Origin of the sequence: Streptomyces sp. Edi2, assembly GCF_040253635.1 — a bacterium.
Taxonomy (GTDB): Bacteria; Actinomycetota; Actinomycetes; order Streptomycetales; family Streptomycetaceae; genus Streptomyces.
The window spans coordinates 6,809,932-6,829,879 of sequence record NZ_JBEJGX010000003.1; the positions used below are offsets into that span (position 1 = coordinate 6,809,932).

22 protein-coding genes and 1 pseudogene are annotated in these 19,948 nt (G+C 69.6%); 1 reads left to right on the forward strand and 22 read right to left on the reverse strand.

Features of this window, described 5'->3' with window-relative positions:
- Positions 1-7 precede the first annotated feature (7 nt).
- From ABR737_RS33280 to ABR737_RS33300, 5 genes are all read right to left on the reverse strand, one after another.
- Complete coding sequence (locus ABR737_RS33280; RefSeq protein ID WP_250051026.1) at positions 8-352, reverse strand: hypothetical protein; 345 nt, start codon at positions 350-352, stop codon at positions 8-10.
- A gap of 26 nt (positions 353-378) precedes the next feature.
- On the reverse strand, positions 379-1,182 hold the full coding sequence (locus tag ABR737_RS33285) for an SPDY domain-containing protein (protein WP_350254600.1): 804 nt from the start codon (positions 1,180-1,182) through the stop codon (positions 379-381).
- Entirely contained in the window at positions 1,179-1,568 is a 390-nt protein-coding gene (locus tag ABR737_RS33290) for a hypothetical protein (RefSeq protein ID WP_350254601.1), read from the reverse strand. Before ABR737_RS33290 ends, ABR737_RS33285 begins: the two co-directional genes overlap by 4 nt.
- Before the next feature lie 272 nt (positions 1,569-1,840).
- On the reverse strand, positions 1,841-2,248 hold the full coding sequence (locus ABR737_RS33295; RefSeq protein ID WP_350254603.1) for a hypothetical protein: 408 nt from the start codon (positions 2,246-2,248) through the stop codon (positions 1,841-1,843).
- Between the two features lie 25 nt (positions 2,249-2,273).
- A complete protein-coding gene (locus tag ABR737_RS33300) occupies positions 2,274-3,023 on the reverse strand; it encodes a hypothetical protein (protein WP_350257020.1) in 750 nt (249 codons plus the stop codon).
- A gap of 281 nt (positions 3,024-3,304) precedes the next feature.
- Here ABR737_RS33300 and ABR737_RS33305 point away from each other — a divergent pair.
- Positions 3,305-4,632, forward strand: a pseudogene (locus ABR737_RS33305) (IS630 family transposase).
- Here ABR737_RS33305 and ABR737_RS33310 read toward each other — a convergent pair.
- The 17 genes from ABR737_RS33310 to ABR737_RS33390 all read right to left on the reverse strand — a co-directional run bounded on the left by ABR737_RS33310 (position 4,591) and on the right by ABR737_RS33390 (position 19,923).
- On the reverse strand, positions 4,591-5,115 hold the full coding sequence (locus ABR737_RS33310) for a hypothetical protein (protein ID WP_350254605.1): 525 nt from the start codon (positions 5,113-5,115) through the stop codon (positions 4,591-4,593). The pseudogene ABR737_RS33305 and the gene ABR737_RS33310 sit on opposite strands and share 42 nt — an antisense overlap.
- Before the next feature lie 13 nt (positions 5,116-5,128).
- On the reverse strand, positions 5,129-5,983 hold the full coding sequence (locus tag ABR737_RS33315) for a relaxase/mobilization nuclease (RefSeq protein WP_350254606.1): 855 nt from the start codon (positions 5,981-5,983) through the stop codon (positions 5,129-5,131).
- On the reverse strand, positions 5,980-6,750 hold the full coding sequence (locus tag ABR737_RS33320; protein WP_350254607.1) for a hypothetical protein: 771 nt from the start codon (positions 6,748-6,750) through the stop codon (positions 5,980-5,982). Before ABR737_RS33320 ends, ABR737_RS33315 begins: the two co-directional genes overlap by 4 nt.
- Positions 6,747-7,181, reverse strand: coding sequence for an MDR/zinc-dependent alcohol dehydrogenase-like family protein (locus tag ABR737_RS33325; protein WP_350254609.1), 435 nt, complete (start codon positions 7,179-7,181; stop codon positions 6,747-6,749). The genes ABR737_RS33320 and ABR737_RS33325 overlap by 4 nt, the downstream gene beginning before the upstream one ends.
- Positions 7,182-7,455: 274 nt before the next feature.
- Positions 7,456-7,953 (reverse strand): hypothetical protein, encoded by a 498-nt coding sequence (locus tag ABR737_RS33330; protein WP_350254611.1) that lies wholly within the window; start codon positions 7,951-7,953, stop codon positions 7,456-7,458.
- A 95-nt stretch (positions 7,954-8,048) separates the two neighbouring features.
- The gene (locus tag ABR737_RS33335) at positions 8,049-9,146 is read right to left on the reverse strand and encodes a hypothetical protein (protein ID WP_350254613.1); all 1,098 of its coding nucleotides are present in this window, start codon (positions 9,144-9,146) and stop codon (positions 8,049-8,051) included.
- Positions 9,147-9,234: 88 nt separating this feature from the next.
- Entirely contained in the window at positions 9,235-10,287 is a 1,053-nt protein-coding gene (locus ABR737_RS33340) for a hypothetical protein (protein ID WP_350254615.1), read from the reverse strand.
- 17 nt (positions 10,288-10,304) lie between these two features.
- On the reverse strand, positions 10,305-10,763 hold the full coding sequence (locus ABR737_RS33345; RefSeq protein ID WP_350254617.1) for a hypothetical protein: 459 nt from the start codon (positions 10,761-10,763) through the stop codon (positions 10,305-10,307).
- Between the two features lie 373 nt (positions 10,764-11,136).
- Positions 11,137-12,249, reverse strand: coding sequence for a hypothetical protein (locus ABR737_RS33350; RefSeq protein ID WP_350254619.1), 1,113 nt, complete (start codon positions 12,247-12,249; stop codon positions 11,137-11,139).
- A complete protein-coding gene (locus ABR737_RS33355; protein WP_350257021.1) occupies positions 12,242-12,973 on the reverse strand; it encodes a glycosyltransferase in 732 nt (243 codons plus the stop codon). The genes ABR737_RS33350 and ABR737_RS33355 overlap by 8 nt, the downstream gene beginning before the upstream one ends.
- Before the next feature lie 49 nt (positions 12,974-13,022).
- Positions 13,023-13,808: a hypothetical protein gene (locus ABR737_RS33360; RefSeq protein WP_350254621.1), complete on the reverse strand. Its 786-nt coding sequence runs from the start codon at positions 13,806-13,808 to the stop codon at positions 13,023-13,025.
- A 33-nt stretch (positions 13,809-13,841) separates the two neighbouring features.
- Positions 13,842-14,411: a hypothetical protein gene (locus ABR737_RS33365; protein WP_350254623.1), complete on the reverse strand. Its 570-nt coding sequence runs from the start codon at positions 14,409-14,411 to the stop codon at positions 13,842-13,844.
- 13 nt (positions 14,412-14,424) lie between these two features.
- Positions 14,425-15,939: a VirB4 family type IV secretion system protein gene (locus tag ABR737_RS33370; protein ID WP_350257022.1), complete on the reverse strand. Its 1,515-nt coding sequence runs from the start codon at positions 15,937-15,939 to the stop codon at positions 14,425-14,427.
- 45 nt (positions 15,940-15,984) lie between these two features.
- The gene (locus ABR737_RS33375) at positions 15,985-16,512 is read right to left on the reverse strand and encodes a hypothetical protein (RefSeq protein ID WP_350254625.1); all 528 of its coding nucleotides are present in this window, start codon (positions 16,510-16,512) and stop codon (positions 15,985-15,987) included.
- 21 nt (positions 16,513-16,533) lie between these two features.
- Positions 16,534-16,992 carry a DUF6238 family protein gene (locus ABR737_RS33380; RefSeq protein WP_250050999.1) on the reverse strand — a complete coding sequence of 153 codons (459 nt, stop codon included), beginning with the start codon at positions 16,990-16,992 and terminating at the stop codon, positions 16,534-16,536.
- Positions 16,993-17,040: 48 nt separating this feature from the next.
- Entirely contained in the window at positions 17,041-18,513 is a 1,473-nt protein-coding gene (locus ABR737_RS33385; protein ID WP_350254627.1) for an SCO6880 family protein, read from the reverse strand.
- Between the two features lie 72 nt (positions 18,514-18,585).
- The gene (locus tag ABR737_RS33390) at positions 18,586-19,923 is read right to left on the reverse strand and encodes an SCO6881 family protein (RefSeq protein WP_350254628.1); all 1,338 of its coding nucleotides are present in this window, start codon (positions 19,921-19,923) and stop codon (positions 18,586-18,588) included.
- Positions 19,924-19,948 lie beyond the last annotated feature (25 nt).

The window sequence follows — 19,948 nt, forward strand, 5'->3', positions numbered from 1 at the left end:
CGGCACCCTAGGACTCCGCCGCGGTGGAAGGCCCACTCCGCACAAGGGTGCGCAGGTTGTCGAGGGTGTAGTGGAGGGTGTGCTGGTCTGTCAGCTCCCACGCAGCGGTGCGCAGGTCGTCGACCAGGGCGTGCACGGCCGTGCGGTTCGGGATGTCCGGGTGAGCGAGTACGGCGCGGGCGAGGGCGCGCAGGGTGTCGCCGAGCTGGACGGGCAGGCCGGTGTACTCGTCGAGCAGGGGTTCCATCAGGGCGATGGCCTCGTCGAGGTCGGGGTTCTCGCGCAGGTGCTCGGTGAGCTCGTAGAGGGTTTCGGTGGCGCAGCGGACGTCGTCCGGAGTGGGTGCGGGCATGGATCTCCTCGTGGATGCGGGGTGGTTCAGCGGGTGGCGCGGGCACTTCCGGCCGCCGCGTGGGGCCGGGCCGTGCGGTTGCGGGGTTGGGCGGCGGTCCAGGAGTTGCGGGCCCAGGTGGCGGCGCGGGCGGCGGTGATGCGGGTCTGCTGCCAGGCGCTGAGCTGGGAGGGCAGGACGGAGACGGAGATGGTGCTGACACGGGCGGAGGGCGGAACGGTTCCGCGGGGACGCATCACCGGCTGCGGGTCGGCCAGAGCTGCGGTGAGCGCCTGGACGAGGTGCATCGGGGTGGTGGGGGACAGATGGGCCTCCCACGTTCTGCCGTGCTCGGTGCGTGCCCCTGCCCACCAGAACGCCGTGCCGGGAGCGGTCTGATGGAACTGCATCCAGCTGCTGTCGTCCGGGCTGGTCGCCGTGGGGTGCCGGCGTTGTTCGGTTGTCCAGCCGTGCTGGTGCAGGGGGGCCCAGGGGTTGGGGGCGTGGGCGGAGCGGGGCTGGGTGAGGGCGTCAGTGAACCCGGCGACGATCTCCACCGGAGTCTGACGGCCCAAGGTCACGTGCCAGGCCGGTTGCCCACGCGTGGCCTCGGCGCGGATCATCCACCCGCCGGGTTGGATGAACGGGTCGTACGCGACGCGGATGGTGCGGTCGGGGCTGTCGAAGGCCAGAGGGCCGCCGCTCTTGGAGCGGTCCTTCCAGCCCGAGGCGCGCAGAAATTCGCTGACATGCCGCACGTCGCCGCCGCCGGCCAGGTACCGCGGTTCGACCAGGTAGTGCTGCTGGGCCTGTTCAACCGGGCCGCCGGCTGGCTGCTTGTGCTTCTTCACCGGTGCCGCCTGATGACCATGTCGGAGGCCACCGGCTTGGCCACAGCGGGGTGTGCGGCAGTCGGTGGGTTGGCGAGGCGGTGGATGTCGTAGGCGTGCTCGTCGAGGTCGAGCGCGATGTCGTTGAGTTCGTTGGCGGCCCGGCCCAGGGCGAGGAAGACCTCAGGCGGGAGGGAGCCTGCCTGGGCGCGGTGCTGGGCGATCTGGGAGCCGGTAGCCATTAGTCCGGTCATCCGGCCCAGGACGCCTTCGTCGGCGTCGAGGACCTTTCCCAGGATCTTGGCTGCCTGGCGGGGCGGGGCCTGGGCGAGGTGCTCGGTCAGCTGGTCGAGTCCGTGTGCGATGTCCTCGGCGAGGGTGACGGCGTAGGGGGTGGGGTCGGGCATGGTCCTCCCGGAGCGCAGGGGCAAGGGGGTCAGGGGCGGTGTCCGAGGCGGCGGGATTCCCCCAGGGCGCCGTCGGGCCGGCCGGTGGCGAGCGGGCTGCCGCGGTCCTGCACGACGCAGGCGTGCAGATATCGACGGAGCAGTGCGGTCGCGAGTCTGGGCTTGAGGTGGTGGGTGATCGGTGGGGGTGTGCGGGGTGTTACTGAACTCTCCGGTCGGCTGTGTGGTGCAGGCACTGGTGGCCCCAGCCGGTGCCGGGGCCACCATCGTTCCTACGGGGTGCGCCGGGACGGCTCGGGGCGAGAGGAGGGGGCGGCCGGAGCCGGGCGCGCCGCAGAGGGGCGGGCTCGACGGGAGCGGGTCTCCTGCACGGCCTGCTGGTAGGCGGCCTCGTTGAAGATGTCGGGGGTGCAGTTGACCTTGTATCCGGCTACGAGCAGAGCGGGTATAGCGCGGCTCGCCAGACGCTTCTGCTCGTCGGCATCGAGGTGCCCGGGAACCTCGTGCCAGATGTAGACGGGACCGGCGGTACGGACCTCCTGGCGTTCCAGGCCAAGCTGGTCGAGCAGGTCGAGGAGCAGCTCGGGGGCGCTGGAAGGGGTTTCGGCGTAAATAGTGTCGGTCAGGGCTTTGCGGTAGATTTCGACATCGGTGCCGTACTCGTCGGCTCTATTGCCCATCAGGTTCTCCATTCCAAAACGAGATTCATCGAGTCCTGGTCATTGAGGCGCGGACAGCAGGGGCCGCCGCCACCGCGGGCGTGGCGGCGGGTGCGATGCGGCCCGAGGGATGCTGAAGGGCGGTGTCGATGCCGAGGGCGTCGAGCTGTCGGCCGGTCTCGCGCACGGCGCGAGCCTGGGCAAGGGTGTCGTCGCCGTTGAGGCGGTACACACCCGCGCTGTCACGGACGAAGCCGTTGGTGGCCAGGACAGTGCCGGCCGTCTCACCGACGGGGGAGGCGGCGAGGCCGCCGTCGGGCTGCCAGGTCAAAACGACCCGGTCTGCCTGCGACGGCTGAACACTCTGGGCAGCGTTGTGTCGGGCCTGCGTGAGCGCGATGTCGTAGCGGGCCAGCAGGTCACCGGCGACCTGCTCGGCCCCCAGGAAGGGGTCGTCGGTCAGGGCGATGCCGTTCGGTTCGTGGATGTCGCGGTATGCCTCGTCGGGCAGGTCGCGGGGGGCGACGGCGGCGATGAGGAATCCGTCGCGTTCGTCGTGACGGTAGAGGACGGCGAGCTGGGCACCGTCGGGTCGGGTCAGGACGGCTGCCTGCTGGGGCGGGTGGTGGGCGAGGGACTCGGCGACGAGGTCCAGGTCCCAGATCCGGTCTACCAGTTCGGCGAGGTCGTCCTTGTGCTCGGACGGGTGATAGGTGCTGGTCCAGCTGTCGGGGAGTTCGCTGGCGAGGACGTCGGCGTACGAAGCGAGACGCTCGGAGCTTTCGTGGTCGTGCATGGTGTCCTTGGGCGGATGGGTCAGCGGCGCATCGAGGCGGCCACCGGCGGGGGAGGCGGAGCCGGAACCGTGCGCGGCGGGGGAGGGCAGGCGCACACGGCGGAGCGCTCCCGCTCGTTCGACGGCACCTGCTCGGTACAGGTGCTGCGGCCGGAGTGCGCGGCGTGGCGGTCGGCGAGGGCGTTGCGGGTGTGGGAGAGGTCGCTCGTGATGACGCCCAGGCGCTCGTCGGCTAGTGTCCTGCGCCTGAAATCCCGGCATTAAGTTGCTAGGGTTTCTGGATGTCGTTTTCGGGGCGTCCTTCCGTCGAGTTGGTGTTGACCGCTGAAGAGCGTGATCAGCTGGTCCGTTGGTCGCAGGGGGCGTCGAGGTTGGCTGTGCGGGCGCGCATTGTGTTGCGGTGTGCTGAGCCTGACGTTGTGTATGCGCGGGTTGCCGATGACTTGGGTGTGTCGGCGATGACGGTCGGCAAGTGGCGCAAGCGGTTCGTGGAGTCACGGCTGGAGGGCCTGACAGACACCGACCGGCCGGGGCGGCCGAAGGCTGGCCTGGCTCTGAGTGATCTTGAGCGGGAACAGTTGACGCGCTGGTCCCGTCGGGCGAAGTCCTCGCAGGCATTGGCGTTGCGGTCGAGGATCGTGCTGGCGTGCGCCGAGGACACGTCGAACAAGCGGGTCGCCAGCCGGCTGGGAACCTCAGTGTCCACGGTGTCCCGGTGGCGACGCCGGTTCGTTGAGCTGCGGCTGGAAGGTCTGGCCGACGAACTGCGGCCGGGCCGGCCACCGTCGATCCTTCTCGACCGGGTCGAGGAGGTTGTCGTCGCCACACTTGAGACGACGCCGCGTGATGCCACGCACTGGTCGCGGGCGTCGATGGCCGAGCGAACCGGCCTGTCGAAGTCGACGATCGGACGGATCTGGCGGCAGTTCGAACTGAAGCCACACATCCAGGACTCGTTCAAACTGTCCACGGACCCGCAGTTCGTGGAGAAGGTCGTCGATGTCGTCGGCCTCTACCACCACCCCCGGAGAAGGCGGTGGTGCTGTGTGTGGACGAGAAGTCCCAGGTTCAGGCCCTGGACCGGTCACAGCCAGTCCTGCCGATGATGCCCGGCATGCCGGAACGGCGCACTCACGACTACCAACGGCACGGCGTGACCAGCCTGTTCGCCGCGTTCGACATCGAAGACGGAAGCGTTATCAGTTCCCTTCACCGCCGTCACCGGGCCGTGGAGTTCAAGAAATTCCTGGTCAAGATAGACAAGGCGGTGCCGGCCGAACTCGACGTCCACCTGATCTGTGACAATTACGCCACCCACAAGACGCCCGCGATCAAAGCCTGGCTTGGACGTCACCCCCGATTCCACGTCCACTTCACACCGACTGGTTCCAGCTGGATCAATCAGGTCGAGCGGTGGTTCGGACACCTCACTGACAAGCTCATCCGCCGCGGCACCCACCGATCGGTCCAAGCCCTCGAAGCCGACATTCGCACCTGGATCCAGACCTGGAACGAGGACCCCAAACCGTTCACATGGACCAAGAGCGCCGACGAAATCCTCAACTCATTAGCGAAATATATCGCCAGGATTTCCGGCGCAGGACACTAGGTAGCGCAGGCGCCGGGCGATATGCGGATCGGCCGGGTCACCGAGCCCCTCGTGGAAATCGGCGAGGGCGACGAGCACCTCGTCCACGGCGGCGAGGACACCGTCGTGCGCGGCGGTCAGATCGGTGAGGGCATCGGCCACCTCGTCGGTCGTAGTGGCTTCGCGGATGCGTTCGGCGATGTGGGCGACCGAAGCCCCCAGCGGCAGATGGTGCACTGGGCGGTGGTCGGTGTCGAAGTCACCGTCGCAGTCGACGTGGTAGCCGGCGGAACGAAGCCGGCCGACCGCTTCGGTGGCGAGGCGGGCCTCGTCGTGCTCCGCGAGGTTGGCGGGGACGCGGTGGTAAGTCTCGTGGGCTCGTACGACGGGGACGAACCCGGTGCGCTGAAGGAGGCTGTGGGCCTCTGGGACGCCGCCCCGGGCGAGGACTTCATCGGAGAACGGATCGCGTCGGATGCTCAGGAAGCGGTCGGCACGGGGCAAAGAAAAGTTTCTCCTAGCGTGGTTGGCGTGTGGCTGCCTGGATCGCGGGTGGTGCCGGAATGGCTGTGCGCGGGGGCGGGGCGTTCAGGTGAGTGGCGACGGCTTGGAGATCCTGCTGGATGCCGTAGAGGCGGTGGGCGATTAGCTCCAGACGGTGCGCGGTGTCGGCGCCGGCGGCGCCGGACTGGTGGGCGATGCGGTAAGCGGTCTGTTCGACGAGGCCACGCACCGCGACCAGCAGGCCATCCTGTTCATTGGCGAGCGGGGCGAGAACCCTGCCGAATTGCGATGACGCTGTCGGCGCTTCCTGAGCGCTGCCCAGCTGTTGGGAAGTGACCCGTGGAGGAATGAGGCGCAGGTCCGCTTCGATGAGGCGGGCCTCGTCGGAGAGCCTTCGCAGGAGATCAGTTGGCTGGTGTAGCCAAGTGCCGTCGAGGCGGATGAGGTTGGCGATCAGATCGAGGCGTCCGTGCTTGCCCTGGACAGCGATCCAGTGGCAGTCGTTCGAGTCCCCTGGTGTTTCGATGCCGGCGACGCGGGCGAGACGGTGGGCGGCCTCCGCCCACTCCGCACGGGACAGCTCCCGGTCGTCGGGGTGGAGTCGCGCATCGAGGTGGAAGATTGCCCGCCGGTCGTCTTGGGGGCTGGCGGCGAACGGATGCTCCAGGAGTGGGTCTTCGAGGTGCTCGGCCCACTGTTTGGCTGTCCACGTGGCCTGTTCGTCGTCCAGGGTGTAGGAGTCCAGCCCCGGCCAGTAGGCGACGACGGCATGTTCGGTCAGTCCACCCACGAAGGGCACCGCGTATCCCAGCGCCTCGCTGAGCGGGTCGTGCGGGGTGTGGGTGCGTTCGTTGATGCGGGGGATCATGCTGCTGTTCCTCCCTTGGGACTGGGCAGATCGCGGGCGGCTGCGATCAGGGAGCGCTCGCGCACCAGGTCGGCGTGCACGGTGATGTCACCCGGCGGGAGAAGGTCCAGGGCCCGGTCGATGGCAGCGAGCCCTTCGTCGTATCGGCCGAGCCGACGCAGGGCGCCGGCCACGCGGAAGAGAAGGATCGGGTCTCTGTCGGTGTCAAAGCCCGGTCGGGAGCTGAGAGCCAGGAGCCGCTCTGCGCCTTGCTCCAAGTCCTGGCCCAGCCAAAGACCGTGCAGCAGAACGTGCAGCGTCTTGGCGTGCTCCCCTGCCTCCGCGAGCACCTCGTCCATCAATGCCAGGCCCTCGGGACGGGACTGGCCCAGCAGCGCGAAGGCGTACAGGGCGCGGCTGTAGCAGTCCAGCGACCGGAGCGTGGTGCTCGGGAGCTGTTCGATGACGGCTTGGAGGGTGGGGCAGCGGAAATCGAACCGAAGGGCGCTCAGGTACAGATGCCGGAAGGTGCGGCTGGTGACCGGATCGGGGCCAGCGGCGGTGGCCTGCTCCGGGCTCAGCAGACCAAGAACGCTGTGCCCAGCGGAGCGTGCCGCCCATGCGGCATTCGCGCATACCTCAGCCGATTCGCGCCAGTCGGCGTCGAGTTCGCGCAGATCCCCTGCCAGGCGGACCGGCCAGTACGTGTCGGCCGGATGAGCGGCGGCTCGGGCTTCCGTGTCGAGGAGAGCGCGGGCCCGGCCGGGGCGGCGTACGGGGAGGGTCACCGGCAGCTCCGGGCATCGGCGATGTGCACCAGCTGGCCAAGGGCGGTAGTGGTGTACCAGCCGCAGTCGATCACCGCGTCATGGTCGGCGTACTTCGGCAGGAGGTGGTCTTCCATGGCGCGCAGGTGGATCAGGCAGTCCGGGCATCGGCGCGAGAGATGCACCAGGTAGCGGGGGTGGCCTGTGATGTACGTCTGCGGACCTCCGGTGGCGTCGCGCAGACGCCATCCGTCCTCGTCGGTGGGCGTGTGCCAGGAGGGAGCGACGACGTGCACTGCATCTCCCCACAGCTCCCCGCCGGCCACGCCCTTGAGGATCACGACCTGGTCTCCGGGTTCGAAGTGGGCGTGGGTGATGTCCCGGGCGGGCGTGAGCGGGTCAGGTGTCGGCGCGAACGCAGGTGTGGGCGGGGGCGTTGAGGGCGATGTCATACGAGTCCTTCCACGCGGTAGGGGTGGCGGCGGAAGGATCAATGGTCCGGAGGATCGCCGGTTTGGCTAACCGGCGATCGTCGTCTATGTTGCGCCCGGCTGGCCCGGGTGATCGCGCGGGTTGTCTCCTCCCCACTCCGACTAGTCGGCTTCGTTCCCAGGAGCCTCGACGACGTGGATGTCTGCCGCTGCGAGGTCGACGGCCCTGCGCAGGGCGTAGAGCGGCGCAGGGACCCAGAAGCCGCCCGCTGATTCGCCCCCGACCTGGTGGCGGTTAGCGGAACGGGTTCTCCGTCCCACGGTCTGCCTCGCTGGCCGCATCGAGGAGTTCGAGCAGGTCAGAGCCGTCCGCGTCACGCTGGTCGATCCACCAGCCAGCCCGGGTTACCAAGCGGGCCTTCTCCTCCAGCTCCGCCCAGTCGGCCTCGTCCCAGGCGCCCTCGATGACCAGCGCGGTGTGCGCGGCGGCCATCAGCTGGTGACGAGAGCGCTGCCCCCAGTCCAGGGCCTTGTCCGGGCCCTCTAGCGGCGGCATGTCGAACTTCTCGGCCCATTCGGCGGCGGCCTGCTGCTCCTCGGCGCGCTTGGCGGCGAGCCACTGCTCCTTGGACGCGGTGTCGGCGTCACGCGCCGCCTTCCAACAGTCGGTGCAGTCCCTCCCTGAGAGCCAGCGGGCGAAGCTGGCCCGCCGGTCAGCCGGGCGGTCGGACAGGTCGTGGGTGACCGAGTGGCCACAGGGGTGTTCGGTGATCCAATGTGTACGGACAGCCATAGGTGAATCTCCTTGAAGACGTGCAAGGGGCGGGAAGTTGGGGTGCCTGCTCAGGCATGTCTGCATCGGTGTGTCGACCGGGGCGGAACGGCGCTCTAGCGGTGGCGTGCGGTTGCTGTGGTGCGCGGCGGTGGTGCGGGCGGTGTGGTGTCCAGGGCGGGGCGTGGGCGGATCCGAGGTGCGGGGGTGCGGTGGGGCGGCAGGACGGCGATGGTCGCGCCGAGGTCTTCGGCTGCCTCGTGGACTTCGCGGGTGAGGAATTCGACCTGTCGGCCGAGCGCGGCGAGCCGGGCAGCGACCTGGCGGCCCTGCACGCTCTCCAGAGCGAAGGCGAACTGTCCTGCGGTTTCCAAGAGTTCCTGGAGGCGGACCAGCGGGCCCGCGTCGTAGCCGTGCTGGGTGGTGGTGAGCAGAGCTTCGGAGACGTCCGCTGCGGTGCGGGCCTCGACGACATCCCGGCGCAGTTCCTGCAAGGACACCTCGGGCACGGGCTCTGGGCGGTTGAAGCGCGAGACGTCCGGTCGCAGCACCCCAGGGGGAACGGGGCGCGGTAGCGCCTGTCCGGCCGCGTACTCGCTGTCGTAGTGCCCGATCACCTGACACTCCGGCGCATCCGGGTCACCGGCCAGAGCAATCGTGGTGGACGTGTCGTCCTCGACCAGATCGGCGAGCGTGATCCGTCGACCGTCGGCGGCGTACCACGACTCCATCAGCTCCAGCTCACCACGCCTCTGTGCAGCCCGGGCCCTTTCGTTCCACATCTGACGTTCCTGGGCGGTCAGTTCGGGTGCGGGCTGGTGATGTTGGTCGGTGAGGTCGGCGGCGATGGAGCCGTGGTCGGCCCAGGCGGCGAGGTGCGGCCATACCCCTGCGTGCTGCTCCCGCTCGGCGTCCGAGCCGGGAGTGGCGGGCTCATCGAGGACGCGGATGATCTCGGCATGGGACGCGGCGAGGCTGTCGAGGACGTTTCGCCACGCGGTGGTGTGTCGGGCGGGGGGAAGCTCGTCGAGAGCGCGGTGGGCGGCGGTCAGCAGTTCGTCGGCGCGCGGGGCAAGATCCATGGCGTAAGCCTCGATAGCTGCGTGATTCCGGCGTGCGCGGGCTGCCGTGGCGGTGTGATGGTGGACGGTCCGTCCATAGCGGTCGCGGGTGGTGTCGAGCACGGTCTCCACCTCGCGGTCGATGACGGCCATCCGCAGCCGGAAGTCACTTGCACGGGAGCGAAGTTCGGCCGTCGAAGGCGTGGGGGATATGGGGATCGGTTGCTCCTGGTGGTCGGTGTCAGCGGGACCGGGCCGTGCTCGTCACCGCCGCCGGCGGCGGGACGGGAACGGCGGTCGGGGTGGCCGGCCGTGTAACGGTGGTCTGGCGAGTGGGAACGGCCTGAGTGAGTTCGATCAGTTCCTCGCCCTCGGTGAGCCAGAGGGCCATCGCGTCGCCTCCGCCGCTCTGCGCCTGGCCGAGAGCTGCCTCGAAGTCGTCAAGAAACGCGGCATCGTGAGCTGCGAGGGGATCTTTCGCCCTTCGCAGGTGCGCGATCAGCTCGGGGGCGTGGTCGAGGAACCGGTTAAGACCCGCGGCCAGTTCCCGTGAATAGGGCTCGACAACGTCTCCGGGCTCGTAGGTTTCCTGGGCCCAGCGCAGGTCGTCGTCGGCCTCGGTCAGGCGCGACGAGAAGACCGCTTCCTGGTACTGCGGCAGAAGCCGATTTTGTATCAGGCTGGCTGCCATGTCAGTGCTGGCCGCACTGATACTGCTGGGTCCGGCGACGAAGGTCTCAATGACGCCCGGGCTGGGCAACATGGCCCCGATCACGCACTCGTTGTCGGACTGGACCAGCAGCAGCTCGGTGTCGCCGCCGATAAGTCGGGCGGCGCAGGGGATGCGGTGCCGCTCCAGGGCTGCAGTGAGGGGCCCCGGGCTCCAGACCCAGGGCAGGAGGTCTCTTTGGCGCTCTGCTTCGGGCAGCGGCACGGGGTCCACTTCCCAGTGGCCGGGCAGCCGTTGCGCGAGATCGACGGCGATGTCGCCGAGGTAGGGCTGGGGGCTCAGGGTGACCGTGACGTCGAGGTCGCGGGCGGACTGACGAAGCTGATGCAGTGCCTGGCGGGTCTGGTCGGGATCGTCCGTGGACAGCTGATGGATGCCGTCTTCAGCTGGGGCAAAGCCGGCGAGTTCCAGTGCGGTCGTGGCCCACTGGTGGCTGGCACCTGAAACGTGGCCGGCAAGAGTGCTGTGGGCTGTGCGGTGGAGGGTGATCTCGGCGGCCGTGTCAGGCGACGGTCCTTCGTCTGCGCCGGTGGACCAAGGCGCCCCGCCGTAGGCGATACGCATCGGATGGCGCGGGACCGTCATCGCGACCGGCCGGGGGCAGAGTCGGGGAATCGGGCGGTGGGCGCGTAGCCCGGCTCCGGCAGGGCCGACCGCGCGGGCGGCAGTGAGGCCGTCGGTGTCATGCCGTACTGCGGTGACTGGCCAGCGGCTGCCTGTGCGATCCGGCTTCGCCGATCCGACAGGCCATTGGACTGGATGGGGCGAGGCGGACTCGCTGAGGCAGCCGGATCGAGGGCGACGTCGGTTTGCACGTCGTAGCCGTGGCGGCGCAGGTCATGGACGGCCTGCCGGGTGCGGCGCGGGCCGTCGCGCTCGGGCTCGGTAAGTCGGAAGAGGCCCGGTTGGTCGGGGACGGGCTCGAACTGTTCCCGGACGAGGAACCAATGGGCCAGGTGCGCGGGCATGGAGGAGGAGAAGGTGGCGACAAAGCCGTGGTTGGGGTGAGTGCCGAAGGCGAAGTGGGTGGATGCGGCCAAAGTGCGGAGCTTTCTTTCGTGGCTGGGCGCGGGCACCGACGGACGGGTGGCTGTCTCAGCGGGCGGGAGGGGCGCAGCGCCCGCGTGGAGGGCTGGGCGCCGGCCCATCGGCGGTGCGTGCGCTGATGACCTGGTGCAGCCCGCGGCCTTCGGCCCGGCGGTCGTGGTGCAGGGTGATACGCCCGCAGGGGCTCATCGCCGTGAACGTGGTTTTGCTCATGCGGGACGGCCACTGCTGGGTACTGGCGAAGCTGGCGAGATGCGACTGGTGTTGGGCCGGCCAGCTGGCGGCCAGGTACCGCGGGCTGATGTGGAAAGAACCGTCGCCCATAGGGTGTTCGGGGGATGTCATGAAGTTCTTTGGGCGTGGTGCTCAGCGGCGCGGTGAGGGGGCGCCCGGCGGAAGGGCGAGAGGCGGAGCCGGGGCGGCGATGCCGTTTCGCACACGTGGGGTGCAGGTGTGTGCCTGGCGGAGGAACGTCTCGCCGTGGGTGAGCCAGGTCTCGATGGGCGTCCAGGTTCGGGTAGCGCGCTCGCCGCGGGTGAGCGGGACGCCGGAGGCCAGCTCTTCGTGGACGGCCTCGGCGTCGGCCAGGGCTCCCGCCAGGCGTGCAAGGGCGGTGGCGTCCTCGGGCCACGGGGTGGTGGCGGGACGGCAGCGGTTCAGCAGCGCGGGCGCGTGGTCGAGCACGGCGAGGAAGTTGCGCCAGGCGTTGTCCAGGAGATCCTCGGTCGAGCTTCCGAGGGCATCGAACTCGGGCGGGGTGGCGTCGTTGTACTGGCCGGAGGCAACCATGGCCGTCCAGGTGCTGTGTTCGCTGCGGAGGCGGGCGAGCGCCGCGGCGACGGCGTCGGTGCTGCGGGCATGGACGGCGCGGTCGTAGGTCGGAAGGTACCGGTCGGTGATCGCTCGTGCCGCGAGACCGGGGGAGGGCGGCAGGACGACGCTTCGCGGGGCATGCGGGTCAGCGAAGCCCCCTTCCAGGGGCATGGGCGCGAAGGCCCCGATCAGGTAGTCGCGTTGGTGCCCGGGGCGCTCGGCAAGTAGGAGGCCGGTGCCGGTGGTGGCGTTGGTGAGGGTGGCCGCGTACGGGAGGCGGGTGGTGCGCACGGCGCGTCCGAGCTCGCCGCTGTCCCACAGCCACGGCACGAGGTCCTCCTGCCACAGGGGATGGGAGTAGATCTCGACCTGCGCATCCCACTGGCCGGGCAACAGGCGGGCGACGTGGTCAGCCATGTCGCCGATGAACTGCCGGCTGCTGACACTGACGGTGGTGTTGTGCCGCTCGGCGCACCGGATCAGACCGGCCACCGTGGTGCGGGAAGCGGTTGACTCGTTGGCCGGCAGGTAGTAGATGCCGGCTTCGCCGCGCTGGAATCCGCTCTCTCGCAGAGCGGTGTGCGCCCAGGGGTACTTCTCGCCGGAGGCGAGGGCGACGATGCCGTTGTGCCGACTGTCGGTGAGGATGATCTCGGCGTCAGCCATGGGCGAGTGCCTCCCCGGACCGGAAGGCGGCGCGCAGGCTGCGGCCGTAGTTCCAGGCGTGCTCGCGGGACGCGGATTCCAGCTGGTCGTACGTGGCCTGCTTGGTCATCTGGCCCGGGTGCTTGCGGTAGCGGTAAACCGGGACGGGTAGCAGGACCCCGGGGGCTAGGTTGGTCACGCCGAGGGCCATGTAGTCCTCGCCCTGGACGAGGCCGCCCATCGGCGCCGCCCGCACCAGGTCGGTGCGAGCCAGGATCGTGGTGGGGCCGATGGGAATGGTGTCCGACGGGCGCTTCCAGTACGTCCACACATCACCGGCCTGGTGCAGGCCGGGCGGCGTGGGACAGCGCCACAGGGTGGTCGAGCCGTCGGGGTGACGGTCCTCGCTCCAGCCTGCGCACCAGCCCACTCCGGTTGATTCAAGAGCGTTGAGCCGCGTCGCCATGGCGTCGTCGGTGAACTCGTCATCATCGTCTGCCCAGTTCACATAGCGCGTGCGGACCTGGGTGAGGGCGAGGTTGCGGGCGCAGGCGGCGCCGACGGCCCGGGGGAGGGCGAGAGTGCGGATGCGGGGGTCGGTCACGAGCGGCGCCGGCAGGCGGGCGGGGTTGGCGCCGTCGATGGCGATCACTGCTTCCCACGGCACGGTCTGCCGGGTGAGGCTGGCGTGCATGGCGGTCAGGTAGTCGAGACGTTCGTCGTGCAGGCGGGTCGCGATGACGATCGTGATGCGGGGAGTGGGCAGGTCGGTCTCCGGTGAGGGGCGGGAGGGGTCAGCGGCGTGCAGTGGTTCGGGGCCTGCCCAACGCGGTGGCGGGAGCGGTCGTCGGAGGCGCGGGTGGGTGCTGGTTGGTGGCCGGTGTCGCGTGGCGGAGATTCACGCCGATGCCCTGCGTCGCGAGCTGGTGGGTTACCGCCTGGATACGAAGTGCACGATCCGCCTCTCCGTACGCGGTGGGGAGGAGGAAAGCGGCTCGGTGCGGGTGGTACTGGAAGCCGTGCGCGTACAGGTGTATCCGTGCCTCCTCGGGCACGCTGGCATAAGGGGTGCCCAGCACTCCGTCCTCGTACCAGACCAGAGTGACGACCTGGTCGGCCTCGGGCGGGATGTGAAGCAGTGGCGGCTCAGGCTGTTCCCGGGCGTTGCGGCGTACGTCGATCAGGGCGCACCTGTAGTGGGGCAGGAGACGCCGGGTGACCGCGGCGGCGGCACGCAGTGGGTCGCCGCCGACCTTGATGCCGTTGGGCTCGCCCACACCATCGAAGTGGTGCGGCTTGAGGGTCCCATCGCGCAGGGGTGCGACGAGGAACTGGTGGCGGTGCAGGGGCCGGTCGATGACGCAGAGCCGTTGGCCGGCGGGGCCGTCGAGCAGCGCGTGGTGGCGGAGGACGAACTCGGAAAACGCCCAGCTGACGAGGCCGTTGTCCCAGACCTCTTCCGCAAGTGGGAACTGGTCGCGGTAGGCGCCGTGCTGGCGATATTCACTGGTCCAGGTGCCGGGCAGGCGGGCGGCGAGGGAGGCGGCGAAGGAGGACAGGTCTGCGCGGTGGTGGGGCATGGGCTCCTTGGGGCCGAGGTGTTTCGGTTCGGGTCAGCGGTGGCGTGTGCTCGGCTTGGGCGGTGGAGGTGCTGGGCTCTCCCGTTGGGAAGGCGCCGGGAAGAAGCGGTGGAAGTCGAGGTGGTTGCTGAGTTCCTTGGCCGCGTCGCGGAGCGATTCCGACGTGCGTCGCAGATAGGCGCGCCCCGTGGCATGGTCGATGACCATGCGGTGTTCCAGTTGCTGCCTGTCGGCCGGGCGGGAGGACCGGCGCAGGGAGAGGGCGGTCTCCGCCGTCTCTGCGAAGTACGGTGCGGCGAAGCACGCCATGGTGGAAGCCGTCGAGAGGCGGGCGAGTACAGCACTGCCGTCTCGGTTCGTGCTGTGGGCGGTCTGGGCGAAGTCGGCGGTGAACTGGACGACGTCGCGGGCGAGGGACTGCGCGTCGGCGGCGTGCTGGATCAGCTCGGCGTAGGACGGCGCGGCCGGCATATGGCCGGTGCCGTCCAGCAGCCGCCACTGCTCCGCGGCGTCGAGGAGTTTGACCTTCATGTCGTCGAACGCGGCGATAAGACGGAGAGTGTCGTCGCGAGGTATCAGTTCGCGCTGGACATTGGGATTCATGAGCCTCTTGTTGTCAATGCATGCGGGCGTCGGTGTCGAAGAGCGCTAGCTCGTGGCTGTGCAGGAGGTGCTGCACGATGAAGCTCCGGCCCGCGACTTTCCACAGGCCCCTGCCACGGTTGAGGTGCGCGATGGCGTCCATCTCGACGGAGGTCAGGCCGAGCAGAGAGGCCGCGGCGTGGAGCTGGTCGGTCTCCTGGCGGTAGATGATGCGGGTGGAGCAGTCGGCGAGGAGGCCCTCGGCCAGCGCCCGGCCTTGTGATCCGGCGTCGCCTGCGGTGAGCAGATCGCTGAGCCGGTGGATCACCATCAAGTTCGCGATGCCGAGGCCGCGGGAGAGCTTCCACTGGGCCTGCATACGTTGCAGCAGTCCGACATGGCCCATCAGACGCCATGCCTCGTCGTAGACGATCCACCGTCGGCCGCCGCGCGGGTCGGTGAGGGCGGACTCCATCCAGGCGGAGGCGCAGGTCATGGCGAGGACGAGGGCGGTGTCGTCACCGCCTCCGCCGAGCCGGGACAGGTCGATCGTGAGCATCGGTGTGCTGGGGTCGAATTGCACGGTGGAGGGTGCGTCGAACATGCCGGCCAGGTCGCCGTGGACCAATCTCCGCATGGCGTGGGCGAGGTCGGATGCTGCCTCGCCGAGCCGTCCGGACATCATCCCGGCGGCTTCGTCGAGCTGGGTGGGGTCGTTGAGGGCGGCGGCGACGTCGCCGAGAAGCGGGGCCCGGTCGGCGGCTTGGGCGCGGATGACCACGGCGTTGAGGGCGACGTCGAGGGCGGTGTGCTCCATGGGCAGCAGGTCCCGGCCGAGGACGGTCCGCGCCAGGGAGCCGAGCAGCAGCAGACGCCTCTTGCGGATCTCGCCGACCCAGTCGGCCTCGGAGATGCTCTCCGGGCATGGCGCGGCATCCAGGGGGTTGAGGCGGCCGGGCAGCCCGGGGCCCAGCGCGACGGACGTACCGCCCAGCGCCTGCGCTACCGGCGTCCACTCACCCTTGGGATCGCAGGGGACATAGACCCGGTAGCCGAAGGCGACCGACCGGAGGGCGAAGCTCTTGGCCAGCGCGCTCTTGCCCTGGCCGATCACCCCTGCCAGCAAAACGTTCGGATTCGTGAAGCCCTCCACACGGCCGTAGAGCGCGAACGGGTCGAACACGAAACTGCCTTCGGCGTGGACGTCGCGGCCGATGTAGATGCCCTCTGCCCCCAGCCCGCCCTCGGCGAGGAACGGATACGCTCCCGCGACGGTGGCAGTGGTCATGCGGTGGGCGGGCAGCCTGAGCTTGTTGTTGCGGGAGGACGCGGGGCCGGGTCGCCCCGCGGGCGGGAAGAGGGGCGCCGGCATCTCCTGCTCCTCCACACCGGTGCCGCTGGCGTAGACGGCTGCTTCGACGCGGGCCTTCGCGGTTGCCTCGGCGAGCTGCCGACGGGCGGTTTTCCGGGAGGCGCGGTCCGTGCCGTGCGGGGTGAACAGGGGGCTGGCGCTGGCACGGCGGGCACGGCGCGCGGGTCGGTGGCTTATGGCAGGGCGGCTTTCACGTGACGACGGTCTGGACGCAGTGCGGGGTCAGACGCGCGGGGAGGCGCGGAAAATCAGCGGCTTCCGGTAGCCCTTGCCATCGCCCGCCCAGTCCAGCTCGATGTAGCCGTCGGCGAGGTAACGGCTGGAGCCCGCCCGGTGCTTGAGGGTCCCGGTTTCGTACGAGCCGTTGCCGTTGCTGCTGCTGTGTGCGAGCGCGTGCTTCAGGCCGGTGTAGTTGGCGTACTTCACGACCGGGTCCGTGCCCTTCGCGCTTCGCTTGGTCTGCAGGTGGAAGCGTGCCTTGTTGAAACGGTTCTTCGGGGCCGAGTAGGGGCCGTCCCAGTTGACCTTGGCCGTGGTGTAGATGTAGCCGCCGCTCCGCTTGGCGCACAGCTTCACGTCGAAGTCCCAGTTGTCGCTGTCCGGGTTGAACGACGGGTCGTCGACGGTGTAGCTGCTGGTGGTGCAGTGGTAGCTGGCGGCGGAGGCCGGTGTGGCGGTGACCAGGGCGGTGGTGCCGGCGAGGGCGGCGAGGATGGCGGCGGTGGAGGTGGAACGCTTAAGGGCGCGCATTTGGTGCCTTTCGGTGATGGGTTACTGGCTGCTGGGGGCGGTGTGGCCGTGCAGCGGGGTGTTGAGGTCGCTCGGAGTGGTCTTGCGGCGGACGCTGTGCCCGGTGGCCAGATGGCGCTGGCAGATCGTGAGGACTGGCGGTCCCTCCGGTAGCCGTTCCGGGCGGCACTCGGTGGAGGTGGTGGACGCCGCCGGCAGGAGGTGGAAGGCGGAGTGGATCTCGGCAATGGCCTGCCACAACCGGGTGTGTGCGACGGAGAGGTGCCGGCTCGCGCCGGGAAGCGGAGGGCGCGTTGTGTCGGCGAGTTGGTCGAGTAGCCGGTGCAGGGCGGCCAGGTGGGCATGGAGCACGTCGAGGTGAGCGCGGTCTGCCGGCTCCGGCGATGCTGTCTGGGCAAGTGCGCGGGTGTGGTGGCGGATGCCGGCGGTGGCGGCGCGGAGGTAGGGGTGCGCGTCGTCGGCGTGGGGAGGCGAGTTCAAAGGTGCGGGGGTCCTTGCTGCCGCCGTATCAGTGGAGAGGGCGGGGGGTCAGAGAGTGGTGCGAGCCAGCGGCAGTGCGGAGACGGCGAAGGCGTCGGGCTGCTGGTAGTTGAGGCGTCGCAGGTCGACACCGGCGGTGACGGCGGCGGTCTCGATCTGCGCGCAGGCAGCGTCCAGGAGGTCGTCGCTCTGGGCGGTGACGGTGACCAGTCCGGTCAGGGCGACATCGGCGTGTCCGGCGATGAGCTGCCGCTCGCGCTGCTTGACGTCGGCGTATTCGACGCTGTCCTCTTCGCTGTCGACCTGGCCGCGCCGGGCGCGTTCGCTGGCGTCGGCCATGATCGCCGACTTGCGGCGCTGGACGTCGCGCAGAGCCGACTCGATTCCCTGGGGCACATACACCAGGGACAGGCTGCGGCGGACCCCGGCGGTGAACATCAGGCCGTGGAGGAATCCGGCGCCGACTTGGATGCGCGGCCAGTTCTCCACCCAGTAGGTCGCGTGGCGGGCGGAATCGGTGGCCAGTCGGTCCCAGTCCTCGACCTGGACGACGGGTCCGGCGGCGGCGGGGTCGGCTTCTGCGCGGCCGGTCTCGGACCACTGTTGCAGGGCCGACAGGGCTTTGGGGTCGTAGGCGGTGCGGATGACGGCGGCGACTTCCCGTGCGCTGAGCCAGCCGGTGACCGTTAGCCCGGCGTTCCGGGCGGCCTGGGCGACGCTGGCCGTGGTCTGCTGCATGACGGTGAAGGCGCCGGGCAGCCCGCCACCGGCCTGCGATATCAGGCGTTTGGCGGCTTTGAGGTCCAGGGAGATCGCGAGGTACGTCTCGTGCGGTGCTGCCGCGGGTCCGGCGGCGGCGACCAGTTCGGAGTAGACCTGCCCGGCGACCGGGGTGTCGGGGCGGCCGTGTTGGGTCCAGTGCCGGGCGAGGGTGTCGCCGCTGTCGGGGACGGTGCGCTCCAGGACCTGCACGGTGGCGACGTGTCCGGTGCGGGCGATGCCCGCCAGCGTTCTGCCCCAGCCGTTGACGTTGTGGTTCTGCGTCGCGGGGTCGAGCAGGGCGAATGCGCGGCTGCTGACTCGGGCGATGGCGGTGAGGGTCTGCTGGTGTGGGTCGTGGATGGCGGCGGAGCCGGTGGCGGAGTCGCCAGGGGTGACGACCTTGAGGGAGGCGGAGGTGCCTGGCAGGTGGAGGATGCCGTCCTGCCGGGGTCGGGTGATGGGACGGGCGAGCCAGAGGGTCTGCCCGGTGTGGCGGCGGTTTGCGTAGCGGCCCACGATGGGGGCCCAGTCGATGAGGGAGCGGCCGTACCGGCGGATCGTGACCAGGGCGGCGACGGCCGCCCACAGCGGTGCGAGGGCGATGGCGCCGAGCAGTCCGGTGGTCACGACCGTCACCAGAAGTAGCGCCAACGCACATGAGACCAGAAGGAGTTGGGGAAGGGCGAGGCCGAGGAGGATGCCGCGGCGGGACCGGTGCGGAAACTTCACCGAGACCGGGGCGACGGAGAGATCAGACAAGGAGCGGTGGTCCTGGGCGCGGGGCTGGGGGCGGGAGACGGAGACCTCCCGCCCCCAGGGATCGGGTAGGGGTTAGGGGCCGGTCGGGGGCGGTGGGGAGGCGCTGACGGGCTGTGCGCCGGAGGGCGGTGCCCCCTGTGGCGGCGGGGTTGTGGTGGGTGGCGTGGGCTGCCATCCACCGGCCTGGCCGGCTGCGGCGCCCTGTCCGGAGCCGTCTGCTGCTGAATTTCCGCCTACGTGACCGCTGGTGTCATCGGCGGCATTGGTCGGCGGAGGTTGGACGGCTTTCTCCAGACCCGACTTGGCGGCGTCACCGCCTGGCGAGCCCCCCGAGTCTCCGCCGGAGGACGTGGTGGCGATGTCGCCGGGGAATTCTCCGGAGCCTGCGTCGGGGCCTTGGGGAGCTGCGCCTGCCCCAGCGGCTGCGCCGCCGGTTCCGGCAGTGGCGGCCATGGAAGCACCCTTGCGTCCGGCACGCTCGGCGTGCTGCCGGGCCATCTGCGCACCGGCGCCACCGGCGCGGTGGATCGACTCCCCATCCGTGCCCTCGGCCGCCCAGTGCACGAATTTGAACACCGCATAGGGGCAGAGCAGGACCAAGACCATGATCACGATGCCGGAGAGGACGTCGGCGAGCGCACCGAGCCCACCCTTGGGAGAGGTGTTGCCCATCGCGGCGACGCCGAGCACGAAGATGATCGTCATCAGCAGCTTGGAGACCACGAGGGTGGCGGTGGCTTCGATCCAGCCCTTACGCCAGCGGCGGGCGGCTTCCCAGCCGCCACCGGCGCCGGCGAACACGGCGAGGGTGACCATGACGAGGATGCCGACCTTGCGGACCATCATCACGCACCAGTACAGGACGGCGCCGAGGGCGACTCCGAGGCTGGCCACGGTGGCGACCATCCAGCCCAAGCTGGATAGCGCGCCGATCTCCGAGACCTTCACGGTGCGTCGCACGGCCGTCTCGATGGACTGGTGCGAGGCTTTGAAGAGCCCGTCGGACAGGGCGTCGACCACTTCGATGGCGATGGTGGTGGCGGCGACGGCGCCGAAGGTGAACAGCACGCCACTCATCGTGCCGGTGAATGCCTGGGCGAGGGCTTGTCCGTCGCGTCGGACGGCGGCACGGATGAGCTGCGCGCAGAACGTCCCGACCAGGATGATCAGGCCGATCGGCAGCAACATCTCGTAGTTGTCGCGGAACCATCCGGCGCTCAGATCGACATTGGTGGTGGAGTTGACGGCTTTCGCGGCGAGGTCGGCTGCTGCGGCGGCGAGTTCGCCGGCGCTCTTGGCGATCCAGTTGCCGATCGCCTTGCCGGGGTTGGAGGCGAAGTCGATCGCGTCGCCGGCTGCGTCGGTGGCCGAGCAGACCTTGTCCGCCAGGGGCAAGTCACAAAAGCCCATGGGAGCGTGTCCCTCCTTTCGGGAT

What these genes read in the sequence shown, in the direction of transcription:
- ABR737_RS33390 (WP_350254628.1), bottom strand. Translation starts at nt 19,923, where the DNA reads ATGGGCTTTTGTGACTTGCCCCTGGCGGACAAGGTCTGCTCGGCCACC.
- ABR737_RS33375 (WP_350254625.1), bottom strand. Translation starts at nt 16,512, where the DNA reads ATGCGCGCCCTTAAGCGTTCCACCTCCACCGCCGCCATCCTCGCCGCC.
- ABR737_RS33300 (WP_350257020.1), bottom strand. Translation starts at nt 3,023, where the DNA reads ATGCACGACCACGAAAGCTCCGAGCGTCTCGCTTCGTACGCCGACGTC.
- ABR737_RS33280 (WP_250051026.1), bottom strand. Translation starts at nt 352, where the DNA reads ATGCCCGCACCCACTCCGGACGACGTCCGCTGCGCCACCGAAACCCTC.
- ABR737_RS33365 (WP_350254623.1), bottom strand. Translation starts at nt 14,411, where the DNA reads ATGAATCCCAATGTCCAGCGCGAACTGATACCTCGCGACGACACTCTC.
- ABR737_RS33295 (WP_350254603.1), bottom strand. Translation starts at nt 2,248, where the DNA reads ATGGGCAATAGAGCCGACGAGTACGGCACCGATGTCGAAATCTACCGC.
- ABR737_RS33290 (WP_350254601.1), bottom strand. Translation starts at nt 1,568, where the DNA reads ATGCCCGACCCCACCCCCTACGCCGTCACCCTCGCCGAGGACATCGCA.
- ABR737_RS33335 (WP_350254613.1), bottom strand. Translation starts at nt 9,146, where the DNA reads ATGGCCGTCATCGACCGCGAGGTGGAGACCGTGCTCGACACCACCCGC.
- ABR737_RS33340 (WP_350254615.1), bottom strand. Translation starts at nt 10,287, where the DNA reads ATGCGTATCGCCTACGGCGGGGCGCCTTGGTCCACCGGCGCAGACGAA.
- ABR737_RS33350 (WP_350254619.1), bottom strand. Translation starts at nt 12,249, where the DNA reads ATGGCTGACGCCGAGATCATCCTCACCGACAGTCGGCACAACGGCATC.
- ABR737_RS33315 (WP_350254606.1), bottom strand. Translation starts at nt 5,983, where the DNA reads ATGATCCCCCGCATCAACGAACGCACCCACACCCCGCACGACCCGCTC.
- ABR737_RS33360 (WP_350254621.1), bottom strand. Translation starts at nt 13,808, where the DNA reads ATGCCCCACCACCGCGCAGACCTGTCCTCCTTCGCCGCCTCCCTCGCC.
- ABR737_RS33325 (WP_350254609.1), bottom strand. Translation starts at nt 7,181, where the DNA reads ATGACATCGCCCTCAACGCCCCCGCCCACACCTGCGTTCGCGCCGACA.
- ABR737_RS33330 (WP_350254611.1), bottom strand. Translation starts at nt 7,953, where the DNA reads ATGGCTGTCCGTACACATTGGATCACCGAACACCCCTGTGGCCACTCG.